Annotated in this window: 24 protein-coding genes; 8 read left to right on the top strand and 16 right to left on the bottom strand. The window is 63.8% G+C overall.

What is annotated here, in order from left to right; genetic code table 11:
* Positions 1 to 33: 33 nt before the first annotated feature.
* Entirely contained in the window at positions 34 to 906 is an 873-nt protein-coding gene (locus FJ419_RS16150) for an undecaprenyl-diphosphate phosphatase (RefSeq protein WP_140694977.1), read from the bottom strand.
* A 199-nt stretch (positions 907 to 1,105) separates the two neighbouring features.
* On the opposite strand from FJ419_RS16150, the gene FJ419_RS16155 reads away from it, so the two are divergent.
* The gene (locus FJ419_RS16155; RefSeq protein WP_140694980.1) at positions 1,106 to 2,035 is read left to right on the top strand and encodes a hypothetical protein; all 930 of its coding nucleotides are present in this window, start codon (positions 1,106 to 1,108) and stop codon (positions 2,033 to 2,035) included.
* Positions 2,036 to 2,055: 20 nt separating this feature from the next.
* Here the strand turns inward: FJ419_RS16155 and FJ419_RS16160 are convergent, their stop codons facing one another.
* The 4 genes from FJ419_RS16160 to FJ419_RS16175 form a co-directional block, all read right to left on the bottom strand.
* Complete coding sequence (locus FJ419_RS16160; protein ID WP_140694983.1) at positions 2,056 to 2,268, bottom strand: hypothetical protein; 213 nt, start codon at positions 2,266 to 2,268, stop codon at positions 2,056 to 2,058.
* Positions 2,269 to 2,544: 276 nt separating this feature from the next.
* Positions 2,545 to 2,940: a GFA family protein gene (locus tag FJ419_RS16165; RefSeq protein WP_140694986.1), complete on the bottom strand. Its 396-nt coding sequence runs from the start codon at positions 2,938 to 2,940 to the stop codon at positions 2,545 to 2,547.
* 138 nt (positions 2,941 to 3,078) lie between these two features.
* Positions 3,079 to 4,026 carry an alpha/beta hydrolase gene (locus FJ419_RS16170; RefSeq protein WP_140694989.1) on the bottom strand — a complete coding sequence of 316 codons (948 nt, stop codon included), beginning with the start codon at positions 4,024 to 4,026 and terminating at the stop codon, positions 3,079 to 3,081.
* Between the two features lie 122 nt (positions 4,027 to 4,148).
* Positions 4,149 to 4,397, bottom strand: coding sequence for a ParB N-terminal domain-containing protein (locus tag FJ419_RS16175; RefSeq protein WP_042644583.1), 249 nt, complete (start codon positions 4,395 to 4,397; stop codon positions 4,149 to 4,151).
* A 147-nt stretch (positions 4,398 to 4,544) separates the two neighbouring features.
* On the opposite strand from FJ419_RS16175, the gene FJ419_RS16180 reads away from it, so the two are divergent.
* The 4 genes from FJ419_RS16180 to FJ419_RS16200 all read left to right on the top strand — a co-directional run bounded on the left by FJ419_RS16180 (position 4,545) and on the right by FJ419_RS16200 (position 9,330).
* Entirely contained in the window at positions 4,545 to 6,185 is a 1,641-nt protein-coding gene (locus tag FJ419_RS16180; protein ID WP_140694992.1) for a N,N-dimethylformamidase beta subunit family domain-containing protein, read from the top strand.
* Position 6,186: 1 nt separating this feature from the next.
* The gene (locus FJ419_RS16185) at positions 6,187 to 7,569 is read left to right on the top strand and encodes an aspartate aminotransferase family protein (protein ID WP_140694996.1); all 1,383 of its coding nucleotides are present in this window, start codon (positions 6,187 to 6,189) and stop codon (positions 7,567 to 7,569) included.
* 229 nt (positions 7,570 to 7,798) lie between these two features.
* Positions 7,799 to 8,302: a GNAT family N-acetyltransferase gene (locus FJ419_RS16195; RefSeq protein WP_140695002.1), complete on the top strand. Its 504-nt coding sequence runs from the start codon at positions 7,799 to 7,801 to the stop codon at positions 8,300 to 8,302.
* A gap of 2 nt (positions 8,303 to 8,304) precedes the next feature.
* On the top strand, positions 8,305 to 9,330 hold the full coding sequence (locus FJ419_RS16200; protein WP_140695006.1) for a histone deacetylase family protein: 1,026 nt from the start codon (positions 8,305 to 8,307) through the stop codon (positions 9,328 to 9,330).
* Positions 9,331 to 9,336: 6 nt separating this feature from the next.
* On the opposite strand, the gene FJ419_RS16205 is transcribed toward FJ419_RS16200, so the two are convergent.
* The 3 genes from FJ419_RS16205 to FJ419_RS16215 all read right to left on the bottom strand — a co-directional run bounded on the left by FJ419_RS16205 (position 9,337) and on the right by FJ419_RS16215 (position 12,564).
* On the bottom strand, positions 9,337 to 10,605 hold the full coding sequence (locus tag FJ419_RS16205; protein ID WP_140695009.1) for a cysteine desulfurase-like protein: 1,269 nt from the start codon (positions 10,603 to 10,605) through the stop codon (positions 9,337 to 9,339).
* Between the two features lie 55 nt (positions 10,606 to 10,660).
* A complete protein-coding gene (locus tag FJ419_RS16210) occupies positions 10,661 to 11,728 on the bottom strand; it encodes an aldo/keto reductase (protein ID WP_140695012.1) in 1,068 nt (355 codons plus the stop codon).
* A gap of 377 nt (positions 11,729 to 12,105) precedes the next feature.
* Positions 12,106 to 12,564 carry a hypothetical protein gene (locus FJ419_RS16215; protein WP_140546834.1) on the bottom strand — a complete coding sequence of 153 codons (459 nt, stop codon included), beginning with the start codon at positions 12,562 to 12,564 and terminating at the stop codon, positions 12,106 to 12,108.
* 109 nt (positions 12,565 to 12,673) lie between these two features.
* On the opposite strand from FJ419_RS16215, the gene FJ419_RS16220 reads away from it, so the two are divergent.
* Positions 12,674 to 12,925, top strand: a complete 252-nt coding sequence (locus tag FJ419_RS16220) for a hypothetical protein (protein ID WP_140695015.1) — start codon at positions 12,674 to 12,676, stop codon at positions 12,923 to 12,925.
* A gap of 50 nt (positions 12,926 to 12,975) precedes the next feature.
* Positions 12,976 to 13,140: a DUF1127 domain-containing protein gene (locus FJ419_RS16225; RefSeq protein WP_140546832.1), complete on the top strand. Its 165-nt coding sequence runs from the start codon at positions 12,976 to 12,978 to the stop codon at positions 13,138 to 13,140.
* A 53-nt stretch (positions 13,141 to 13,193) separates the two neighbouring features.
* On the opposite strand, the gene FJ419_RS16230 is transcribed toward FJ419_RS16225, so the two are convergent.
* Entirely contained in the window at positions 13,194 to 13,700 is a 507-nt protein-coding gene (locus tag FJ419_RS16230; protein WP_140695018.1) for a DUF1993 family protein, read from the bottom strand.
* A 141-nt stretch (positions 13,701 to 13,841) separates the two neighbouring features.
* On the opposite strand from FJ419_RS16230, the gene FJ419_RS16235 reads away from it, so the two are divergent.
* A complete protein-coding gene (locus FJ419_RS16235) occupies positions 13,842 to 14,891 on the top strand; it encodes a DUF1176 domain-containing protein (RefSeq protein ID WP_140695021.1) in 1,050 nt (349 codons plus the stop codon).
* Between the two features lie 16 nt (positions 14,892 to 14,907).
* Here FJ419_RS16235 and FJ419_RS16240 read toward each other — a convergent pair whose 3' ends face one another.
* The 7 genes from FJ419_RS16240 to FJ419_RS16270 all read right to left on the bottom strand — a co-directional run bounded on the left by FJ419_RS16240 (position 14,908) and on the right by FJ419_RS16270 (position 21,279).
* A complete protein-coding gene (locus FJ419_RS16240) occupies positions 14,908 to 15,795 on the bottom strand; it encodes an alpha/beta fold hydrolase (protein ID WP_140695024.1) in 888 nt (295 codons plus the stop codon).
* Between the two features lie 33 nt (positions 15,796 to 15,828).
* Positions 15,829 to 17,445, bottom strand: a complete 1,617-nt coding sequence (locus FJ419_RS16245) for a molybdopterin-binding/glycosyltransferase family 2 protein (protein WP_140695027.1) — start codon at positions 17,443 to 17,445, stop codon at positions 15,829 to 15,831.
* Positions 17,442 to 18,146, bottom strand: a complete 705-nt coding sequence (locus FJ419_RS16250) for an XdhC family protein (protein ID WP_140695030.1) — start codon at positions 18,144 to 18,146, stop codon at positions 17,442 to 17,444. Before FJ419_RS16250 ends, FJ419_RS16245 begins: the two co-directional genes overlap by 4 nt.
* 6 nt (positions 18,147 to 18,152) lie before the next feature.
* Positions 18,153 to 18,491 carry an XdhC family protein gene (locus FJ419_RS16255; protein WP_140695033.1) on the bottom strand — a complete coding sequence of 113 codons (339 nt, stop codon included), beginning with the start codon at positions 18,489 to 18,491 and terminating at the stop codon, positions 18,153 to 18,155.
* 85 nt (positions 18,492 to 18,576) lie between these two features.
* A complete protein-coding gene (locus tag FJ419_RS16260) occupies positions 18,577 to 19,827 on the bottom strand; it encodes a VWA domain-containing protein (RefSeq protein WP_140695036.1) in 1,251 nt (416 codons plus the stop codon).
* 5 nt (positions 19,828 to 19,832) lie between these two features.
* Complete coding sequence (locus tag FJ419_RS16265) at positions 19,833 to 20,756, bottom strand: MoxR family ATPase (protein WP_140627591.1); 924 nt, start codon at positions 20,754 to 20,756, stop codon at positions 19,833 to 19,835.
* Positions 20,757 to 20,784: 28 nt separating this feature from the next.
* Positions 20,785 to 21,279 carry a flavin reductase gene (locus tag FJ419_RS16270; RefSeq protein ID WP_140695039.1) on the bottom strand — a complete coding sequence of 165 codons (495 nt, stop codon included), beginning with the start codon at positions 21,277 to 21,279 and terminating at the stop codon, positions 20,785 to 20,787.
* Positions 21,280 to 21,365 lie beyond the last annotated feature (86 nt).

The raw sequence follows: 21,365 nt of genomic DNA on the forward strand, positions 1-21,365 counted from the left end.
GCGGCGTCGATATAGCGGAGTGGGCCGAGACCTCTAGACAAGCCAACCGGTCGCGACGCCGATCAGCAGCACCACGCCGAGCAGGCCGCGATAGATGACGAACGGCCAGGCGGAGAAGCGCTCGAGCACGCGCATCAGCCCCCATATCGCGAAGAAAGCCGAGATCGAGGCGACGACAAGGCCGACGGCCAGGATCGACCAGCCATGCGCATCGAGATGCACCTTGTGCAGTTCATAGAGCTCCTTGAGGCCGGCCAGCGCGATGGCCGGCAGGCCGAGCAGGAAGGACAGGCGCGCCGCCTCCGGCCGGGCGAAGCCCAGCCCCATCGCCGCCGTCAGCGTCGAGCCCGAGCGCGAGACGCCCGGAATAAGCGCGCCGACCTGGGCGACGCCCACCAGCAGCGCGTCGAGGATCGATGCCTGGCGCAGCACGAGCTTGTGGCTGGCGAAGATCTCGGCGAGCGCCAAAAGGATCGCCATGGCGATACAGGCCCAGCCGATGACGGCGAGCCCCCGCAGCGGCGAATTGCAGGCGTTGAGCACGCCGGAAAGCGCGAGGCCCACAATGACGATCGGGACGGTGGCAAGCACGATGCTGATCGCCAGGCGGAAATAGCGGTCGCCGAAATCGCGGCGCGAGATCGCCGCAACCGAACCGAACAGCACGTCCCTGACATCGCTCCAGAAATAGCTGATCACCGCCGCCAGCGCCGCCAGTTGCATGGCGGCAGAGAACGCCGAGCCGGGGTCCTGCCAGCCGAGCACGGCCGGCACGATGCGCATATGCGCCGTGGACGAGATCGGCAGCAATTCGGTGATGCCTTGCACGATGCCCAGAAACGCCACCTTGGCGTAACCCAGGCCGACAAAGCCGGTGTCCAGTCCTTGAGTGCAGACGTCGGTCATCTCAATCCTTTTCCCAGCGCCCCGGCCCGAGGCAAAAGTGAATCGTCATTCGAAAAGCCTGGCAGACAGGCTTAGCCTCACGATAGCGTGATTCCAACTCACGGATTTGTAAGGTGCCGCTAATCTTGCTTGACAATGGCCGCCTCCACATTATCATCCGTTAATCTTACACTGTAAGGCAAATCAGAGGAGCATCACCATGTCGACAGCCGCCCTCTCGGAACTGCAACCAGCGGTGCCGCCGCAAACGCACGTCCCGGACATCGCGATCGAGGCGGTGTCGCGCGATTTCAGCCGCGCCATCGAACGCGCCGACGTCGCCGCCTGGCTCGACCTCTACGAAGCGGCGCCGGCGGATTTCGCGGCGCGGCACGGGCTTTCGATCGCAAGCGACGGCGACCTTGTGTGGACCACCTGCACGACGATCCCGTTCATCCATTTCAACTGCGTGAAGAATATCGGCGTCGATGGGTCGGCGACGGAAGAACAGGTCGACGCGCTGCTCGCGCACTACCGCGCGGCCGGCGTCATGCGGCCTTGGTTCTATACCAGCCCGCATAACGAGCCGTCGCGGCTGAGATGCTGGCTGGAAGCGCGCGGGATGCAGCAGCAAGGCGGCTGGGAGCGCATCTACCGCGACGCGACGCCGCTGCCGGACGAACCGCTTTTCCCGGGCGACCCGCTGATCCCGGTTGACGATCTGGTGATCCAGGAGGTCACGCCCAGGACAGCTTCGGAATGGGCATCTTTCATCGATGCCAAATACAGGCTCCCTACCTCGCCCTGGCTGATGGCGCTTGTCGGCCGCAAGGGCTGGCATCATTACATGCTGAAACGCAGGGGCGCGGTCGCCGCCGTGCGCTCGCTCTTCATCTCAGATGGGGCCGCCTGGAGCGGCATCGACGCGCCGGTGCCCGGCATCATGGCGCCGAGCTTCGATCTTGACGCCATGCTTGGCGAAAGGCTGGTCCGCGACGGCATAGCCGCCGGCGCGAAACTGTTTGTCGCCGATATCGAGGCGCCGCGCCCCGACCGCGACGGGCCGGCCTATCGCAACTACGACCGGCTCGGCTTCAAGCTCGCCTATTTGCGTAGCCATTACAGTTACTTGCCCGCGAATTCGAGCTGACCAATTTCCCTCGAGTTGCCTCAGCGGTACAACCACTGCTTCAGGCAGCTTCTTGCCACCACATGCGCTGGCGGCACCGAAGCCTGATCGATGCGGGAATCCTCGCTCGCCCTCTCGCGAGCCTTTTCCAGAAGCAGGCGAAGCTCGGCCGGGCGCACGCGGTCGCGCGCCATCACGAGTTGGACCATCGGGTCGTTCAAAAGCTCGTCCAGGGTGTTGATGCTCTCGCTCATCCGTCGCCTCCTCGATGCCTTCCCGCACGGCGCTTAGATAGGCAGCCAATGATGGCCCGCCAATGACGCTTTGCCGGCTATCTCGTGAATCGAAGATGAAATTTTTGTGCAGGCATTCTTCCTTCTCCCCTTGTGGGAGAAGGTGGATCGGCGCGCATGCGCCGAGACGGATGAGGGGTGTTCCAGCGGAGTGAGACGCTGGCATTCCCTGGAACACCCCTCATCCGACCGAGCTTCGCTCGGCCACCTTCTCCCACAAGGGGAGAAGGTTAAGCTCTAAGTCGGCGGCGCGCCTTCATATTGCGGCAGGCCATCGTCGAGCATCACCCAGGGCTGCTTCGAGGCGGTCCAGAAATGCATGTCCGGCTTGAACAGGGACGGGTCGTCGAGCGATCCGGAGGTGACGCCGAGAATGCCCCTGGAATCGCGGCGTGAGAACAAAGTCGTGCCGCAAACAGGACAGAAGCCGCGCTTGAGGTCTGGCGTGGAATTGATCGTCGCCACCGGTCCTTCGATGGTCACGTCGTCGATGCGAAACAGAACTCGCGCATTGAAGGCGGCGCCGATCGCTCTCTGGCAGATGCGGCAATGGCAGACGCGTTCGTTGATCGGCTCGGCCTTGGCCCTGTAGCGCACCGCGCCGCAAAGGCATCCGCCCTCATACTTGGTCATCACCGAACACCTGCCTCATGGAAATGCCGGGCACCGTAGTGGCCGGCATGGCAGGGTCAATCAAAAAACATTGATAGGATGCGATCGCTTGAGCTGATGCTGGTGGCCGGCTGCCCTCAGGCGGCCAGCGGCCGGGATTCATTCGCTGACGATCTCGTCCCAGGTCTTCACCTTGGTGACACCGTCGAGGAACGGCAGCGTGCTGGCGACCAGTTCCGGCGCGAAGAACACGTCGTAATGCGTACGGTTGGGGATGATCGCCAGCCGATTCTGCGACAGGTGCTCGCGCATCCAGCCGGCGTCCTTCAATCCGCCGCCGAGCATCTGGAAGAACTTGATCTCATGCTCCGGCTTGTACATGTCGCTGTCGCCGTAGACGAGCATGACGGGCATCTTCAGCTTCGGCACTTCGGCCGAGAAATCATAGTCCTTGCGCATGAAGGCGCCGAGCGCATCGAGCAGTTTTGGGAAATCCTCGGGCTTTGGCGCCACGGCGACATAGGATTTGTACATCGGCGTGTCCTTCATGAACTCGGCGGCCGCCGCGCTCACCTGCGCCTGCTGCGGCCGCATCTCGTCATAGAAGCCGTTGGCGGCGTAGCCGGTCGACACCATGACCAGCCGACGCACCGCTTCCGGATGCTGGACGGCCATGCGGAAGGCGACGCCGCCGCCAAGCGAATAGCCCATGACGTCGACCTTGTCGTAGCCGAGCGCCTTGACGATGGCCGCCATGTCGTCGCCCATCGCTCCAAGGCTGAAAGGCCGTTCGCCGAGCGCTGTGCGGCCATGTCCCTGCAGGTCGACGGCGATCACCGTGCGATGTTCGGCAAACTTCGGCAGGATCGGCGCGAACATGTCGCTTGAACCCAGGCCGCCATGCAAAAGTAGCAGCGGCTCGCCCTTGCCGTAGACGGCGTAGTAGTAGTTCACGCCGTCGATCGGCAGCAGGCCGGATTTTTCCGGCTTCAAGAGAGCTTTGGTTTCACTGGTCATGGCAGGCTTGGTCTCCTCGGATTTTGCGCTCGGCGAGGCTATGAGGGTCATTGCCGAAGCAAGGATGGCGAAAAACACGGTCTTGGGCATTTCAGTCTCCTCTCCGCTTGCGTTGCCTCAAGGACGCGGTGGGAGAACCCAAGCCGACATGGCGCGCTAAATAATTCGGGGAGAGTGGAAGCGCCTCGGCAGGCCACTCCACAGGAAGAGTATCAGTGGCGCTTGGCCTGCACGAGATAAGCGTCGATCATGGTCTCGCCGAGCCATTTCGCGGCTTCGAGCCTATGCAACCCCTCGACCAGGATGTGGCGCTTGCCGTCGTGCCGCACCTGGATCGGGGTCTTCATGCCGTTTTCGAGAATATCCTCGGCAAGATGGCGCACCGTCTCGGGATGCAGCGTCTTGCGCCGCGCCGTCGGCACGTAGATGTCGTCGACCTTGACCTTTTGCACACGCAGCATGTCGGCTCCTCGGCGAGAATGTCGCCTCAGCATGAATAGTTGGTTTGCCGGCGGCGGCCAAGCGCGAGCGCCCCTGGCCCGATGCTTTCCATTTGACGCTTGGCCGGCCAATGGTCTCAATAACGGCCTCGTGATCTCAGGTGTCCCTTGACGCAATTGCCCGCCGAATTCCCCGATTTCGGGCTGACGCCCGAGCAGCGCCGCGAGGCGGTGCGCGGCCATTACTTTGAATGGCCGGGCATGGATGGTTCCAGCGGCGAGATCTGGGGCTACAGCGACCGGTTTTCCTATCGTCCGGGCGAGACGGTAACGCTCTTCGTCAGCGCGTCGACGCCGCAATTCAGCCTTGCCGTCATCCGCGACGGCGACGGCGAAACAAAAGTCTTCGAGGGCGCGGGCCTGTCGGCGCGCTGGCAAGATACGCCCGACCAATGCTCGGTCGAAGGCTGCGGCTGGGAGGCTTCGTTCGAATTCCGTGTCGGCGACGACTGGCCGTCCGGCGCTTACCGCGTGACGCTCTCGACCGAAGGCCGCGACGGCACGCCGATCCATAGCCACCATCTCTTCATCGTCACACCTCTGCCCGGCCGAAAAGCGGGCCGCCTGCTGCAGGTCGCCGCTACCGGCACCTGGCTCGCTTACAACACGTGGGGCGGCTCGAACCACTATCAGGGCATCACAGGCCCGAACCGCGATCAATACGCCACGACTGTCTCGACGCAGCGCCCCTGGTGCCGCGGCTTCGTCGTGCTGCCCAAGGATGCGCCGCGCGTACCGCTGGAAGTCGCGGTGCCGCCGAAGACCGTGCCGCGTTACCCGCACATGGAATGGGCTTTCGCCACCGGGCATTCGAAGAAATACGCCTCTTCAGGCTGGGCGAGCTTTGACAGCCATTTCTTCCGCTTCGCCGAGCGCACCGGCTATCAGGTCGATCTCGCCAGCCAGCACGAATTGCATTTCTCGCCCGAAATCCTCGACGGCTATGACTGTGTCGTCTTCGTCGGCCACGACGAATACTGGACCTGGGAGATGCGCGACGCCGTCGACACCTATGTCGAGCGCGGCGGGCATGCGGCGCGCTTCGCCGGCAATTTCATGTGGCAGACGAGGCTGGAGGACGAAGGCCGCCGCCAGGTCTGCTACAAATACAAGGCACGCGCGGAAGATCCCGCCTATCGCGGCGGCGACGTCACCCGCGCCACCAATTCCTGGGAAGCGCCCGAGATCGGCCGTCCCGGCAGCGCCACCTTCGGCCTCAATGCGACCCGAGGCGTCTATGCCGGCTGGGGCGGCTGCGCGCCGCGCGGCGTGCGCGGCTTCCCGGTCTACCGGCCCGAGCACTGGGCCTTCGCCGGCACCGGCATCTATTATGGGGACCTGCTCGGCGCCGACAGCCATGTCTATGGCTATGAGGTCGACGGGCTCGACTTCGAGATCCGCGGCGGCCTGCCCTACCCGACCGCGACCAGCGGCGCGCCGGACGGCTTGCAGGTGCTGGCGGTCGGCATGGCGAGCCAGGTCGAGGAAAGCGCCGACATCCCGATCGAGGACCAGTTCCTCACCGACGAGGACGGCCGCTTCACCGCCGAGACGTTGTTCGGCGAGGCGAGCGACGCCAATCTCGACAAGGTCAAGCGCGGCAACGGCATGATCGTCAATTTCCCGCGCGGCAAAGGCGAGGTCTTCCACGCCGGAAGCTGCGAATGGGTCGCCGGCCTGCTAAGGCAGGACGCGATGGTCGAACGCGTGACCAAAAATGTTCTCGACCGTTACCTCGGAAAGTCCTGACATGTCGAAACCGGAAGTCCAGCCCATAGCAGAGGCCGAAGCGCGGCCGCCGTCGCATCTGTTCTACCTCTCCAGCCTGCGCCGGCCGCTCGTTGATCGCGCCGAGGGCATCTATTTCTGGACGAAGGACGGCCGCCGCTTCATCGACGGCTCGAGCGGGCCGATGGTCGCCAATATCGGCCATTCCAACCGCAACGTGCTCGACGCCATGAAGCGGCAGATGGACAAGACCACCTTCGCCTACCGGCTGCATTTCGAGAACGAGCCCGCCGAGGAGCTGGCGCGGAAACTTGCAGGCAAACTCCCCGAAGGCATGGACCGCATCTTCTTCGTTTCGGGCGGCTCGGAAGCGACCGAATCCTGCATCAAGCTCGCCCGCCAATGGGCGGTCGCCACCGGCCAACCCAAGCGCTGGAAGGTGATCACCCGCTTCCCGTCCTTTCATGGCGGCACGCTGGGCTCGCTTTCGATCACCGGCGATGATGCGCTGGCCGAAACCTTCACGCCGATGATGCGGGTCATGCCGACGGTGCCTGCGCCCACAGCCTGGCGCGACCGCGACAACCTCTCGTTGGAACAGCGCGGTATCCGCTACGCCGATGTGCTGGAGGAGAAGATTCTCGCAGAAGGCCCGGAAAGCGTTTTGGCCTTCATCATGGAGCCGGTCGGCGGTGCTGCGACCGCAGCCCTTGTCGCGCCCGACAGCTACTATCCGCGCATCCGCGAAATCTGCGACCGCTACGGCATTCTTCTGATCCATGACGAAGTGATGAGCGGCGCCGGCAGGACAGGCAAGTTCCTCGGCGGCGACCACTGGAACTGCAGGCCCGACATCGTCGCCCTCTCGAAGGGCCTGGGCTCGGGCTACGCACCGCTCGGCGCCCTCGCCGCACCGATGCGCCTGGTCGGGCCGCTGCTGGCCTCAGGCGGCTTTCAGCATGGCCATACCTATGCCGGCAATCCGCTCGCCTGCGCCGCCGGCCTCGCCGTGCTCGGCGAGATGGACCGGCTCGATCTCATCGCCAACGCCGCTGCCATGGGTGACGTGCTGATGGCAGAGTTGAAGGGCTTGCAAAAGCGCTTCCCCTTCATCGCCGATGTGCGCGGCAAGGGCCTGCTCACCGGCGCCGAAATGGTCGCCGATCCCGAGACTTTGAGACCGATCGATCCGGCCAGCAAGGCAACGCAGCGCCTTCTCGACCACGCCTATGCGCGCGGCCTGATCATCTATGGCCGCAAGGTCAAGGGCGGCGTCGACGGCGACAATTTCATGGTGGCGCCGCCGATGATCATCACGGCCGAGCAGATCGGCGAGATGATTTCCATCATCGGAGATTCGCTCGAGGCGCTGGCGGAGGAACTCGATCTGCCGGTGGAGGGATGAGGGATGGTGGCTTTTTGAGGTAAGGCCAATCTGAGATGCTTGCGTTCCTTCGCGCCCCCCTCTGTCCTGCCGGACATCTCCCCCACAAGGGGGGAGATTGGCCGTCACGACCGCCTTCGCAAATCTCGCACGTAGCAGAATCGGCGGCAGCGCCGAAGCTGCTGATCTCCCCCCTCGAGGGGGAGATGGCCGGCAGGCCAGAGGGAGGCGCCTGGGCGCCACGCTCACAGTGAGCAACCTCTCGCAAACCATCACCCTCCGCCCTGGCACCATCGACGATGTCGAAACCATCCATGCCGCCCTGCTGCGCCTCGGCACACATACCGGCGCGCATCAGGAAATCACCTCGACGCCCGAGGATCTGCGCCGCTACGGCTTCGGCGCCAATCCCGCTTTCTCGACCCTGATCGCCGAGATTGACGGCGAGTTCGCCGGGCTTTGCCTGCATTTTCCGATCTTCTCGACCTGGATGGGCCGTCCCGGCGTCTATGTGCAGGACCTTTATGTCGAGGATCGCTTCCGCGGCCGCCGCATCGGCGAAAAACTGCTGCGGCGCGTGGCGAAGGAGTGCCGCGCGGCGGGCGGTGGCTATCTGAGGCTGTCCGTCGATACCGACAATGAGACGGCCAAGGCCTTCTATGAAAGACTGGGCATCGGCCGGTCGAGCTACGAGCAGGTGCAGAAAATCGTCGGCGATTCCTTTTTCGCCTTTGCCGATACGCCGGAGGAATGACGATGAAAGCTTTCTATGCCGAGGAGCAGAAGCGCCATCACCCGAAAGCTTTCCTCTCCAGCGGCGCGCCGCAGCCCAACCCGGAAAAGCCGGAGCGGATTGAACGATTGTTAGCCGGCGCAATATCGGCCGGCTTGACGATCGAACGTCCAGGCAATCATGGGCTCGGCCCGATCGCGGCGGTGCATACGCCCGAATATCTCGATTTCCTCGAGCACATTTTTGCGCGCTGGCAGCGCATCGAAGGCGCCTCGGCGGAAGTCATCCCGAACATCCACCCGATCGCCCGCAACGGCTCCTACCCGGCCTCGGCGGTCGGCCAGGCCGGCTACCACATGGCCGACACCGCCTGCCCGATCTCCGCCGAGACCTGGAACAGCGCGCTGTGGAGCGCCTGGAGCGCGGTGGAAGCCGCCGAAGCGGTTATCGCCGGCGCGCCTTCGGCCTATGCGCTCTGCCGCCCGCCGGGACATCACGCCTTCGCCGATGTCGCAGGCGGCTTCTGCTTCATCAACAATTCGGCGGTCGCGGCACAGGTGCTGCGCAAGAACGCCGCCCGCGTCGCCATTCTCGATGTCGACCTGCATCACGGCAACGGCACGCAAGGCATCTTCTATGCCCGCCCCGACGTGCTCACCGTCTCGCTGCACGCCGATCCGGTGCGCTTCTACCCGTTCTTCTGGGGATATGCCGACGAGCGCGGCGAAGGTCCCGGCCTCGGCTACAATCTCAACCTGCCGCTGCCGCGCAAGTCCGGCGACGCGGCCTTTCTCGAAGCGCTGGCGACGGCCGTCCAGCGCATCCGCGCCTTCGCGCCGGAAGCGCTGGTCGTGGCGCTCGGCCTCGACGCTTTCGAGAGCGACCCGTTCGGCGGCCTGTCGGTGACGACGCCTGGCTTCACGCGCATCGGCGAAGCGATCGCCGGGCTCGGCCTGCCGACGGTCATCATCCAGGAAGGCGGCTATCTCTGCGATGCGCTCGGAGACAACCTCACTGCATTCCTCACCGGCTTCGGCGGCAAGCGTTAGGCGGCCTTAAGAACGCTGCTGCCGCAGCATCGCGATCACGCTGTGTACGCTTTCCAGCGTCTCCTCGATCTCGGCGGCCGTGTTGTAATGTGCAATGCCGATGCGCACGACGCCCTGCTCGGCGGGTATGCCCAGCTGGTGGACGACCTCCCACGCATAATTGTGGCCTGACCACAGGAAGATGTTCTCGGCATTCATCTGCCGCACGATCGTTTCCGGCGCGATGCCTTCGACGGTGAAGGAAACGGTCGGCACCCGTTCCGCGAGGCGTTCCGGATCGGTGATGCCGTGGATCATCAGGCCCTCGATGTCGGACAGGCCTTCGATCAATTGCCGGGCAAGCGTATTCTCGTAAGCGATCGAGACCTCGAACGCCTTGGCGATCCGCTGCCGCCGCGATCCGCTCTCGCCGGCGGCAGCGCCGAGATCGGCGAAATAGTCGATTGCCGCCGTCAACCCGGCCATCAGCTCGATCTGCGGCGTGCCGAGCTCGAACCGCTCGGGCAGGACGTTCGACGAGCAGCGGCATTTGTAAGGCTGGAGCGCGTCGATCACGTCGCGCCGGCCCCACAAAATGCCCATATGCGGCCCGAAGAATTTGTAGGCCGAGCAGATCAGGAAATCGCAGCCGAGCGCCTGCACGTCGATCAGCCCATGCGGCGAGAATTGCACGGCATCGACATAAACCAGCGCGCCGGCCTGTTTGGCTGCCGCCGTCAGCACCTTTACCCGGTTGATCGAGCCGGTGAGGTTCGAGGCATAGTTCAGCGCGACGAGCCGCGTCTTTTCTGAAAGCAGTCCCTTGAGCGCTTCCTCCTCCACCTGCCAGCTCCGCTCGTCGAACGGCAGGAAGCGCACGACGAGGCCGAGATCCTCGGCAAGCTGCAGCCAGGGCGAGACATTGCCTTCGTGGTCCATGCGCGTGACGATGATCTCGTCGCCCGGCTGCATCGTACGGCCAAGCGTGCGCGACATGTGGTAGGTCAGCGTCGTCATGTTGGCGCCGATGACGATCTCCTCGACGCTCGATGCGTTCAGGAAATCGGCCATCGCGGCATGCGCAGCGTCGACCACTTTTTGGGCCGCGACCGTAGTCTCAAAGAACCCACCCAGATTGGCATTGGTCGTCAACAGGCAGCGGGAGACTGCGTCGGCCACCATCAGCGGCACCTGCGTGCCGGCGGGGTTGTCCAGATAGATGCGGCGATGGCCTTCATCAGTCAGAGAAAGCGCCGGAAATCTGCCGCGCACGGCCTCGATCGGAAAGTCTGCCATCGTCTCTACCACCCTGTTTTTTCTCAACGATCCGTCTTTTCTCGACGATTCCCGCTCAAGGGCACGGATTGCCGACACGCTGGTGGATGGCGTCAACCGCCTTCTGCATTTCTTCCGTCCAGGCGACATCGACCGAGGACAGCGCCATATCGAGTTGCGCAACGCTGGTGGCACCGACGATATTCGCCGTCACGAAGGGCCGACTCGCCACATAGGCGTTGGCGAAAAGCGCCGGCTCCATGCCGAAGGAACGCGCCAGCTCATTGTATTGAAGCAGCACCTCCGCCGCGTTCGGCGTCTCGTAGCGCTGACCGCGGTTGAAGAGTTGCGAGCGCGAGCCCTGCGGTCGCGCGCCATGATCGTATTTGCCGGTGAGATAACCCTGCGCCAGCGGCGAATAGGGAAGAAACGCAATCTCCTCGCGCTGGCAGACCTCCGCAAGGTTCACCTCGAAGGTGCGGTTGACGAGGTTGTAGGCGTTCTGCAGCGAGGCGACGCGCGGGCCGGAGCCCTTCTCGGCCTCGAAGACGAAACGCATGACGCCCCAGGAGCTTTCGTTCGAGAGGCCGAGATGGCGGATCTTGCCGGCTTTCACCAGGTCCTCGAAGACGGCGAGCGTCTCGGCAACCGGTGTCTCGTCTGCGGGCGCGGCTGCGGCATCGGCCCGGCGCGCCACCGCTCCGATCCGCGTCGGATTCGAACCCCACGGAATGTCCCGGTCCGGCCAGTGGATCTGGTAGAGGTCGATATAGTCGGTGCCGAGCTTGGCCAGCGACTTCTCGACCGCGTCGAAGATATCCGCGCGCACCAGCTTCGACGGACGATCGCCCCGAAACCACGTATTGGCCGTGCGGCCGACCACCTTCGAGGCAAGGACGACCTTGTCGCGGTTGCGATTAGCCTTCATCCAGCTGCCGATGATCCTCTCGGTTCGCCCTTGCGTCTCCGCCTTGGGCGGGATCGGGTAAAGCTCGGCCGTGTCGATGAAATTCACCCCGCGCGAGAACGCCAGATCCATCTGCGCGTGGCCCTCGGCCTCGCTGTTCTGCTGCCCCCAGGTCATCGAGCCGAGACAGATTTGCGAAACAAGAAGATCGGTCCGACCGAGGCGGCGTTTGTGCATGAAATGTCTCCGACGGGAGGTTGCGCGGACAGCGCGGGGAGGAAGTTGAACATAGAGCAAAACGCTTGCGTTTTGCAAAGTCGCCCAGTTTCGAGATTGGCCGAAGCGTCAGTCAGTTCGTCATTCTAGGGCGGAGCAAGGAGCGAAGCGACGCGCGCAGACTCTAGAATCCATTCCGTTACCTTAAGGCGTTGCAGCGATTACAGAATTCTGCTCCGTTGCACTCTACGTTGAAGGTCACGGAATGGATCGTTGGGTCTGCGCTCCGCTTCGCGTCGCTACGCCCAAGAATGACGAATATTGGAGAGGCTCCAGCCAATCTCGATGGCTTGCGACGGGTCGCCGAAGCGAACAGTTGAAGTCTCTGATGGAGGGAACTACCGCCTGGCCCCGGCTAAAGCCCGCCGCTTGGCTTCGTCGATCAGCATGTTGGCCACCTGCATGCGGATCATTGCGCGCTGGCGCAGGTGCGGCGCGACCCGGTCCGGATGGTTGGCGAAGGCGAAGTTGCGGCGGATGCGGCCGAAATCGGCATTCTTGGCCGGACGGTCAAGGCCGAGCTCGCTGGCGATCGCCTCGGGATCGATCGGCGGCAGCTTCTCCTCCGGCCAGTGCTCTTCGCCGGCAAGCGCCAGTTTCGCCTGGTCGAGAAGTGCCGCGAACTCGGCAGCAAGGTCGGCGCCTTGCTCGCGATATTCGGCGGCGACGCTCTCGCCGGCGACCTTGATGCGGCCGGAATGCAATTCATCGGCAACGGAAAGATAATCGAACGGGATAGACGGCCGGGCGCCCTCGTCCTCGCCTTTCTCGGAGGCGACGATCAGGTCGTCGAGCAACGAAGCGAAATCGAGCTTGTTCCCGGTGCCGATCTCAACCTCCCTGTCGCGACGGCATGCAGTGATGGCGCCAAAGATAGGGCGCTCTCGTTAAGAATGAATTCTGGCGATGTTGACAATTGGCAGCTTTTTTCCGCCCGGCAAGACAGCATCGGACAAGACGGCATCGGAAAATAAAAAGCCGGACTGCTCATTCGTGCAGTCCGGCAAGGTCGCCAGGAGTGGCGAGGAAAAAGCCAGCCATGTGCCGGCACGGGTGCCTACGGTCGAGCCTGCCGAAAAGTTTCACGGAAAATCGATTGTGGCGGGAAAAATTGTCGCGGCATGGCAGCCATGCAAATGCTGCACTGCACAATTTTAACAAATCGCCTATATGCTGGAGTCGGGAGGACCAACTGGGGCAACTGAGTCATGGGGTTCTTCACTGAAATGTTCGCTCGGCCGAGGCCGCAGGAACACCAGCGTTACCGCTCGGCGCTCGCGCTTCTGAACGCGATGAGCAATGCGGACCGCGCCGATATCGGCGTCAAGCCGGCGGATTTTCCGCGCATCGCGCGCGAAATGTCGATCCGCTGAGCTGACCTAAAGAGGTTTCCCGGAATCCCGGGAAACCTCCAAGCCATTCAAAATCAACGATTTCCGAGGAAAGTTTGCTTGCTGAGCGGCACGCCATTGTGGCGCAGGATGTCGTAGGCCGTGGTGACGTGGAAGTAGAAATTCGGCATCGCCAGATGCAGCAGATATTGCAGGCCGGGCAGCGTGGTTTCGCGGCCGCCGAGCCGCACTTCGACCGTCCTGTCCTCAGATCCTTCCAGATCGCCCGCCGCAAACGTCGCCAGATGATCGAGCGTCTTGGCGATCCGGGCCTGCAACTCGGCAAAGCTCGCTTCATTGTCCTCATATTTCGGCACCTCGCGCCCGGCGAGCCGCGACGGCGCGCCCTTGGCATGGTCGGTGGCGATCTGGACCTGCCTGGCCAGCGCGAACATGTCGGGCGCCAGCCGCGCCGTGAGGAACACCTGCGGATCGATCTTGCGTTCGCCGGCATTCTGCTCCGCCGCCGTCAATACGCTGGCCAGCGCCTTCAGCCTGGCGGAAAAAACGCCCACAGATATGTCGTACATGGAAATGGTCACGGGCAATCTCCCCACGCGGCCCAGCGCCGCGGGCCGTGAACTAGCGCCTCCCGCCACGATTCTTCAAGCGGCCCTGTCCACGGCGTCACCGCGCCGCCGCAATCGCCGTGGTAGTATTTTCGTTACCGAGCGGAGGATTCGATGAAAAGAGCCACTTTCGCAGCGACTGTCTTTTTCTCATTGGCCGGCTTCACGCATTCCGCGTCCGCGGCGGATGCGCCCTATGTCGATGACCGATCAAGCGCCGATGCGGTCGTCCGCTCGCTTTACAGCGCCATCAACCGTCACGAATTCGCCCGTGCCTGGGGCTATTTCGGCGATACGAAGCCGGCAAAGGATTTCAACGCCTTCGTCAAGGGTTACGACGGCACCGACAGCGTCGAAGTCAAGACTGGCGCTATCTCGGAGGACGGTGCTGCCGGCAGCATCTACTACAGCGTCCCGGTCGCCATTCAGGCGACCGACAAGAAAGGCGACGCCAAGGTTTTCGCCGGCTGCTACACGGTCCGCCAGGTCAATGCGCAGATCCAGGAGCCGCCCTTTCAGCCGATCTTCATCGACAAGGGCGCGTTGAAGCCGTCGACCGAGGATTTCGACAGCGCCGTGCCGGCAAGCTGCGGCGAGGGTCCGCCGCCGCCGAAGAAGGACGAGGCCCTGGAACAGGCCAAGAAAGCCTTCCTCGCCACCTATGGCGACCAATGCGACAAGCAGGATCCGGACGGCAAGCCGATCGGCGAGCCAGAGGCTCATTCCATCCATTACAAGGACAAGGACGCCCAGCCCAGCGATCCGGAGCGCGAGACGCGGCTGTTCCGCTTCTTCTGCTCGATGGCCGCCTACAACGAGACGGCGGTCTCCTACATCACCGACGATGTCGACGGCGTCTCACAGTTGCAGTTCACCGAGCCGGATCTCGACATCCGCTACGAGAACAACAACAGCGAAGGCAAGGTCGAATCGATCCATATCATCGGGTTCAAGACCAGCGGCTGGGCGACCAATTCGGACTATGACGACAACACCAAAACCATCACCACATCGAACAAATGGCGTGGTGTGGGGGATGCCTCGTCATCGGGAACCTACCTCTTCCGCAACGGCGATTTCTCGCTTGTTCAGTATGACGTCGATGCATCCTATGACGGCGAGCAAAATCCGCAGACGGTCATCGACTACAACACGGCGCCTTGAGCCTCGGCAGAGGAAATCAGGGAGCCCTCGTCAGCATCCAGTTCAGCGTGCCGCGCCAGTCGACCATGCGGATCGGTGTGCCGTGCGTGCCGGTCTCGAAGCGCACGAAGCGGGTCGGGTAAGCCTTCCTCGCGAGGATCGAACGGAAGAAGGCTTCCTGCTTCTCCACCGGGAAGACCACGTCATGGCTGCCCTGGCCGAAGAAAACCGGCACGCGGCGCTTGAAGGCGGGGCTGGTGAGAAAGCTGTCGTCCCACAGAGATCCGAGCAGCAGCAGCCCATTGATGCGGCCGCCCGTGTCCTTGCGCGCGGCGAGCTTCCAGCAGATCAACCCGCCCATCGAGCCGCAGGCGACGAAGATCTTCGCGTCCGGCGATGTCTCGGCATAGTGGTCGATGAGCGCCGCGACCTGCGCTGCGCCCTTGTCGCCGAAATCGGGGAAATCGGGCGAAAGATAGAGCCCGTTGTTGGCGGCCATCAGGTTCTTGATGCGGTTGAAATTGCCGCCGAATGTGAAGTCGTCAACGCCTTGCTTGCGGCTGCCGCCCTGCCCGTGCAGGTAGAGCACGATGATGGACGCGCCTTCCGTCCTGCCGACCGCGACATGTCTGATATCGCCGGCATCGGTCTTCAGCATCAGGTCTTGCTGCACCTTGCGCACCCCGGGATCGGTGTATTGCGCATGCACGCGCTTTTCCGGTACCTCGTCGCGCTGGTTGATGTCGCGCATCTCGCGATAGTCGAGGACAGTGTAAGCGCCGTTGTCGCCGGTCGACAGTGTCGCCGGATAGGCGAAGAGATCGTCCTTGAACGATTTTAGCGAAAGCGTTTGCCCCTCGGCCGTCGAGAGGGAAAGCGCTGTCGCGGCGATCAGGGCGAAGAAAAGTCGATAACGCAAAGCCATGCCGAGAGGCATGCGAAATTCGGCTCTGCTTTGTCAATCCTGCAGAACGCCGCCCGCCCCTTCCAGCGCCTCGCGCGTATCGACATCGATCGAGGCGCCCTGCCCGATCTCGACGTCGATGACGTCGAGACCCTCGGTCTCGACCAGATGGCGCGCCCCGGTATCGCCCTCGAGCTGCGCGACGGCCGCGAAAAGCGAGCGCGGCAAAAGCACCGGATTGCCGCGCTTGCCCTGGTGCGAAGCGCGCACCACGGAGCGGCCGTCGGAGCTGCGGAAAGCGTCGATCAGGCTGTCGAGGTCCCCCGCCGAGACGCCCGGCATGTCGCCGAGCACGATCATGGCGCCGGCCGCGTCGGGCGCGACCTTCGCGATACCCGCCTTCAACGACGAAGCGAGGCCATCGGCGAAATCAGGATTGTCGACGACCGTCACACCGAGACCAGCAAGCGCCGAACGCACGCGCTCGCGCTGGTGGCCGGTGACGACGATGGTGGCGGCAGCCTTCGAGCCCAGCGCGCGGGAGGCGGTACGGCGCACCAGTGGCTCGCCGTCAAACAGCGCCAGAAGCTTGTTCGGCCCGCCCATGCGGCTCGAACGGCCGGCGGCCAGAAGCACGATATCGACTTTCATCGCCGACCTTGCCGGCTGCGGCGCCGGCTCGCGTGGCTGCGGCCTGGTCGGAATTTCCATCAGGAGGCCCCCGACGCCCATGCCGGCAATGTCGCCCGCGGTCACTTCAAGCCCGGCAACCAGGCGATCGAGCACCCAGTCGAAGCCATTCTCCTTCGGGCTGCGCGCGCATCCGGGCGCGCCGACGACACGCTTGCCGTCGAGCGTTCCGAGCACCAGCAGATTGCCGGGATCGACCGGCATGCCCGCGCGGACGACGGTACCCCCGGCCTGCTCGATCGCGGCCGGCACGACATCGGCGAAGTCGCTCATCGCCGAGGCGCCGAAGATCACCACCATGTCGTTGTCGCGCGCCAGCGCGGTTGCGGCCGCGGCGACCGGCGCCACGTCGTGCGGCGTGCGCCGTTCAGCCGTCAGTCGGCCGCCGAAACGCGCCAGCCGGGCCTCGGTGACGCGCAGCGTCTTGTCGAGCACACTCGGCTTGACGCCGGGAAGCATCGTCTGGATGACGCCGACTGTTACGGGGCGATAGGCATTGACGGCAAATATCTCGCGACCGGCGCAAATCCTCACCACGCTGTCCACCAGGCTTGCGGCGACGGCAAAGGGGATGATCTTGACCGTCGCCACCATCTGGCCCTTCTCGACCGGCGCGTGCTGCGCCAACGTCGCGATGGTGATGGCCGGATCGACGGCATTGATGGCGTCGATCATTGCGGCGTCGACGGTAAAGACGCCCGAAGCGCCGGCGTGCATGTTCACCCGCCCGGTCGCAGCCGGCTTGACCTCGATGTTGCGGTGACGCATGGCGGAGGCGATCTTCGCGGCTGCGGCATCTTCGCCCAAATCGTCCGCGGCAAGAACCGCCGCGACGACTTCGCCGACGCCCTCCGCCTTGAGCACCGCGATATCCTCGCGGCTCAGCCGGTGCGCCTTGCGGAAGCGTTTTTCGCCGGCGGTGGTCGCATGCGCCAGCACCGCTCCTTCCGCCTCGTCGATCGGCACCGGCCCGAATTTCACGCCACGGCGCCTTTTGCTTCGAGACCGCGCGAGCGGAAAGCGTGGATCGTCTGCGCAAGGACGGCGACGGCGATCTCAGCCGGACTGGCGGCACCGATATCGAGGCCGATCGGCGCGTGGATGCGCGCAATCTGGTCGGCATCGGCGCCGAGCGCCAGCAGGCGTTCGACACGCTTGGCGTGGGTTTTGCGACTACCGAGCGCCCCGACATAGAAGCATCGCGCGTCGAGCGCCGCCTTCAGCGCGAAATCGTCGATTTTCGGATCGTGGGTGACGGCGGCAAGCGCGGTATAGCTGTCGAGCGGCGCGCGCTTCAGCACATCCTGCGGCCATTCGGCATGCAACACAACGTCCGGAAACCGTTCCGGAGTGGCGAAGGCGGTGCGCGGATCGATGATCTCGACCGGATAGCCGGCGATCCTGGCCATCGGCGCCAGCGCCTGGCTGATATGCACGGCGCCGATCACCACGAGGCGCGGGCGCGGCAGATGCGCGTTGAGAAAGAACGTCCGCCCTTCCGCCTCCACCGATTGTGAACTGCCGGTGCGGAACGCATTGGCGATCTCCGCGCCGAGATCGCCCGCAACATGGTCGCCCTCGCGCACGATGCGGTCGCGGCCGTCGTCCAGGTCGGTGACGAGCACCGCGGCGCGGCGGGCGCGGCGTTCTTCGTTGAGCGTCTTCAGGACGTAGGGATCCATCTGTGATCAGCCCAGCCTTTCGACATAGACCTTGATGCGGCCGCCGCAGGAAAGGCCCACCTGCCAGGCAGTCTCGTCGGCGACGCCGAATTCCAGCATCTTTGCCTTGCCACTGTCGATGACGTCCATCGCCTCGGTCACCACGGCGCCCTCGACGCAGCCGCCGGAGACCGAGCCATGGAAATTGCCCTCGGCGTCGATGACCAGATGGCTGCCGACCGGGCGAGGCGCCGAACCCCAGGTCTCGACCACGGTCGCGATAGCGACATCCTTGCCGCCCTTCATCCAGCCTTCCGCGATGATTAGGGGATCGCGGGCCTCGTCGAGATAAATGCTCTCATCCATCGTCGCTTCTCGCAAAATCGGTTTTTTCAAGGAGCCTTGGTCATCCCTACGGTAAACGTTGGTTTCCCGCCAAGGAAACATATGGCTACGCGGCCTGCCTCCTGCCACCTTGCCGCCAGTGGCGCGGGTCGACCGAAGCCGCCGGCCGCTGGTCGAGCGAGGCGCAAAGATCGGCCAGCGCGTCGAGATTGTGCACTGCCCGGAACTCGTCGACATAGGGAAGCATCGCTTTCACGCCACGGGCGCGGGCCTCAAAACCGTCGAAGCGCAACAGCGGATTGAGCCAAATCAGCCGCCGGCAGGATTTATGCAACCGCTCCACCTCCTGCGAAAGGCCGGCGACGTCGTCGCGCTCCAGCCCGTCGGTGATGAGAAGCACCACGGCGCCCTGCCCCAGCACGCGCCGCGACCACAGCCGGTTGAACTCGGCAAGCGTGTCGCCGATGCGGGTGCCGCCCGACCAGTCCTTCACCGCCGCCGAGCATTCGGCCAGAGCCTCGTCGGGATCGCGATGGCGCATCTGGCGGGTCAGGTTGGTCAACCGCGTGCCGAAAACGAAGGCGTGCACGCGCCGGCGCTTCTCCGTCAGCGCATGCAGGAAATGCAGGAAGATGCGGGTGTACTGGCTCATCGAGCCGGAAATGTCGGCCAGCACCACCAGCGGCGGATGAACTTGGCGCTGCGACCGGAATTTTGGCAGGATAAGTTCGCCGCCGGTGCGCGCGGCCGAGCGCATCATAGCGCGCGGATCGATGCGGCCCCCTTGCGCGCCCGCCTTGAAGCGCCGCGTGCGGATCAGATCGAAGGGCAGGCGCAAGGCCATAATCGCCTTTTTGGCCTCAGCCATCTCAGCCGCATCCATCTGGGCGAAGTCCTTGCCGCGCAGCACCTCATTGCCGGAAAAAGTCATCCGTGCGTCGACCTCGATTTCCGGCACTTCCCGGACCGGCTGGTTTTTCCGATGGCCCTCGAACATCGCCTGGCTGACGCGGTTCTCGGCCGCCCGCGGCTTCTGCTTTTCGCGATCGTCCGGTGCGACTGGCGAGAACATCGCCAATAGTTTCTCGATCAGCTCGCGCGATTTCCAGAACAGGCGGAAGGCCTCGTCGAAGACAGCATGATCCTCGCGCCGCGAGACGAGCACTGCGTGCAGCGTCCAGTAGAAATCGTCGCGCGAGCCGATGCCGGCGGCAAGCACTGCCTCGATAGCGTCCTTCACCGAGGCCGGGCCGACGCGCATGCCGGCCTTGCGCAGCGCACGCGCGAAATAGACGATGTTGTCGGCGATGCGCCCATCGGCGAGCGCCTCTTTGGGTTCCGGGCGCGGCGACGGCATCGCCCCTACTCCGCCGCCGAAAGCTCGGCCTTCACCTCATTGAGGATGCGCCGGCCCTCGCCCTCGCCGATACGAGCGATATCGTCCTGGTATTTCAAAAGCACGCCGATGGTATCCGACACGGTCTCCGGATCGAGCGCCACCTTGTCGAGCTCGGTCAAGGCGCCGGCCCAATCGATGGTCTCGGCAACGCCGGGCGCCTTGAACAGCTCGACCTGGCGCAGCTTCTGAATGAAGGACACGACCTCCGCCGAAAGCCTGCGGTTCGCCTGCGGCACCTTGCGGCGCACGATCTCCAGCTCGCGTTCGGCGTTCGGATAATCGACCCAGTGGTAGAGGCAGCGACGCTTCAGCGCGTCGTGGATTTCGCGCGTCCGGTTGGTGGTGATGATGACGATCGGCGGCTCTTCCGCCTTGATCGTGCCAAGTTCCGGAACCGTTACCTGGAAATCGGAAAGAATCTCGAGCAGGAACGCCTCGAAAGCTTCGTCGGTGCGATCGAGCTCGTCGATCAGGAACACCGGCGCCGCGCCAGCCTTGCCGGTCAGCGCGTCGAGCACCGGACGGCGGATCAGGTATTTCTCGGAAAAGACGTTACGCTCCATATCGGAGCGGACGACCGTGCCCGCCGCTTCCTCCATGCGGATCTCGATCATCTGCGCGGCATAGTTCCACTCATAGACGGCCGAGGAGACGTCGAGTCCTTCATAGCACTGCAGGCGGATGAGCCGGCGGCCGAGCGTGTCGGCCAGCACTTTGGCGATCTCGGTCTTGCCGACGCCGGCCTCGCCTTCGAGAAACAAGGGCCGCTTCATGCGCAGTGAAAGAAACAGCACCGTCGCCAGCGAACGGTCCGCGACATAATCCGCGCCTGTCAAAAGATCGAGCGTTTCGTCGATCGTCTTCGGCGCGGGGCGCGGGGCGGTCATCTTGTCTCCGTGGATCCCGCTTGCACGTTCAAAGAAAATGATAGCCGCGGTTGTGGTAGATCAGCGGCCGCAAATTATCGCCGATGCGCAGGCCTGTCACCTTGCCAAAAAGCACACGGTGGGTGGCAAGGTCCTTGCTATCGATGATCTCGCAGTCGAACACGGCCAGCGCGCCTTTCAGCGTCGGGGCGCCAGTCGAGATCACATCCCATTCGGCAAGCGCGAAGCGCTCCTCCACCGGCAGGCCGGTGATGCCTGAAAAGGCGACCGATACGGCTTCCTGGTCCGATGCGAGGGTGTTGAGCGCGAACTTGCCGTTCTTGACGAAAGCCTCGTTCTTGGCGTTCTCGCGGTTGAGGCAGACCAGCACCGTCGGCGGGGTGTCCGAAACCGAACAGGCGGCGATCACCGTCGCGCCCCTTTTGCCGCCGGGCCCGTCGGTCGTCACCACATGCACATGGCCGGCAAAATGCGCCATCGCATCGCGATAATGCTGCGGCCCGATGTCATTGATCTTCAGCACCCGATATCCACCTGTCGAAACCAGTTCGTTATATATGGCGGCATATTGCACGCCACAAGTTGCATAGCATGCGCGAAGTGCTTGAC

It is taken from the genome of Mesorhizobium sp. B2-6-2, assembly GCF_006440615.1.
GTDB lineage: Bacteria > Pseudomonadota > Alphaproteobacteria > Rhizobiales > Rhizobiaceae > Mesorhizobium.